Below are 2,511 nucleotides of genomic sequence, written 5' to 3'. Positions count from 1 at the left end.
CCAACGCCACGCAGTACCGGATCACCGTCAAGCGCGAGCCCGGTGGCGAAGTCTCGGGCTTCCTGCATGACAAGGCCACCGAGGGCACGGTGATCGAGGCCACGGCGCCTGCGGGCGATTTCCACCTCGCCGAGCACCCGGAGCGCCCCGTCCTGCTGCTGTCGGGCGGGGTGGGGCTGACGCCGATGGTCAGCATGCTCGAAGTCATCGCCGACCGGCATCCGGGCCTGCCGACATGGTATGTTCATGCCACGACCAGTCGAGCGAACCACGCGCTCGACGCTCATGTGAGCGCCTTGGCCAAGCGCCATGGGCATGTGTCGACGGCCACCTTCTACGAGGATCGCGTCATGGCCGAGGATGCGTCGGAGGGCCGTATCACGGTCGATTGGCTGCGCGCGAACACGCCCCTGCAACAAGCCGAGATCTACTTGTGCGGCCCCAAGCCCTTCATGCGCGATCTGGTGACCGGGCTGCTGCAACACGGAATTCCGGCTGATCGGATCCACTACGAAATATTCGGTCCGAGCGACGAGGATCTGGCGGCCTAATCCATAGGGTGAGCGCCCCTTGCTTCCTGTTGGAGGGCAAGGGGCGGAACTATGCATGGCACTTCGCGTCTAGGCGAAGTTATCTCAGGCTTTTTCCGCTCTTGCCCAAGCCGTCGCCCATGAGCGACAGAGGCTCGATACGGGTGCGGTGTAGATCGCCTCGGCGTCTGCCGCATCGTTCTTCTCTGGTTGCCGCCCGTGGTGCAAGTCGCCTTTGCCTTTGCCCATCCATGCCATCAAATTCGGGCATAGCTCTCTGAGGTGCAGTCGGGGGCATGGGCGTTCAGCGTATGAAATGTGTTCATTGATCTGGATCAATCCTCAGGATTGATCATTGGCCGGTGTCGTCTCGTGATCTCGGCACCGGCCAAAGCCCATCAGCTGTCAGACGCCTCTATCTCGCGCGCCTCGAGCCAATCGCGCATCGCGTCGATCTCCTGCTGCTGCTCGGCAATGATGTGGCGAGCCAGCTCCATGTTCTCCGGGTCTGCGCCTGCGGCGAGCTGGATGCGTGCCATGTCGATTGCGCCTTGATGGTGTGGGATCATGCCCAGCACGAAAGCGACATCGGGATCTTCGTGCTGAAGACCGGCCATCATCTCTTCATGCATCCCCATCATCGATTGCGCATATGCGTCTGCAACGGAGGCGGCATCAATCTGCGCCGCAGTGCCTTCGGGTAGCTCTTCACCCTCTCGCAAGGTTGCCATCGCCTGTGGCCCATGCGGATGCTCGACCGAGTAGGAGTGCGTCGCCATCTCGGTCTGTTCGGCTTGGATCTCTGCCATGGTCTGGGTCTCCGACCCGTAAAAAGCGGCATGCAGGCCCCAATAGGCGGTCACGAAGAGCACCAGCGCCGAGGCAAGACCGATCGGCACGCCGATCAGGGCCCGTCTGATCCAGCTCCAGAAGTGCAGCTCGCGAGTATGATCGACCGCGATGACGACGATGATCGCCATGATGAGCGCGTGACCGATCAGGTCGACCCTGCCAAAGGGATAGACAGCGGCGTTGAAGATTACGAAGAGCGCAATCGCCGAGAGGCGTCGAACCAGCGGTGTGGCGAGAAGCCCGAAGCCCATGGTGAATTCGGCCACGCCCGCCATTGGGATGAACATGTCGCGCGGGATGCCGAAGGTCAGGAACGGCTTTTCCAGAACCAGCGGATAAAACCACTCCGGATAGGCAAATTTCTCAAGGCTCGACCACATCAGGGCGATGGCCACACCCCAGCGAAGCACCTCGAAGCGGTGCTTGCGCCACTCCGGTCGGTCCGAAGCCTCGAGCACCAGATAGGCCGCGACGGCGACGCCGAGGGCCAAGTAGTCGAGCAGGTGAAACGGATCGTAGTCCCGCAACGCCAGCACCCACAGGAAGATGATCCCTGCAGCCGAGAGCGGCATGGTCTTGCGCGACACAATCCCCGCGGCGATGAGAAGCTGCACCCAGCTGACCCATTCGGCCGGTGTCTTGAGATCGGGGGTCAGATAGATGCCGCCGACCGAGAAGATCGCGACAAAAAATCCGGCGATCACGATGCGGACGAAATCGTCGAGACGGAACCACAGCGGGTTCGTCACCCGATCCATGACATCCAAGGTTGCCTCACCCACGGCACTGCGCTCGACAAGCCGGGTCGCAATGAAGAAGACCAGAACGAGCACGATCCCGCTCCAGAAGAAGGGATCAACGAGCGTGCGCGTGATTGGCGCCGGCGCCGCATCAACGATGTAAGGTGCGAACCATTTGACATGAGCCGACGCCGCAGCGGGCACAAGCGCTCCAGCAAGGGCGAGGCCTGCGCCCAGACTGGCGTTGCGGGTGAGAGGGGGTAGCATCGAAATGCCCTTTCTGGAGGAGGGGTTGGTTGATCAGATCTTCACGCTCATAGAGGCAAGATCGATTGGGCCTGCCGCTGGCGCGTGAGAGGGAAAAGTGGAGCGGGAAAGGATCGTGCCTT

General features: G+C 61.7%; 1 protein-coding gene and 1 pseudogene. One reads left to right on the top strand and one right to left on the bottom strand.

The features are described 5' to 3' along the window. Positions 1–551, top strand: a pseudogene (locus tag ACFDS3_RS20885) (nitric oxide dioxygenase); the annotation flags it as partial. A 377-nt stretch (positions 552–928) separates the two neighbouring features. On the opposite strand, the gene ACFDS3_RS20880 reads toward ACFDS3_RS20885, so the two are convergent. Further along, positions 929–2,389, bottom strand: a complete 1,461-nt coding sequence (locus ACFDS3_RS20880; RefSeq protein ID WP_375264242.1) for a DUF305 domain-containing protein — start codon at positions 2,387–2,389, stop codon at positions 929–931. Between the last annotated feature and the right edge of the window lie 122 nt (positions 2,390–2,511).

Source organism: Palleronia sp. (assembly GCF_042089775.1).
GTDB lineage: Bacteria > Pseudomonadota > Alphaproteobacteria > Rhodobacterales > Rhodobacteraceae > Palleronia.
Note: the sequence above shows the minus strand (reverse complement) of the source record. Positions and strands in the feature narration are given on the sequence as shown.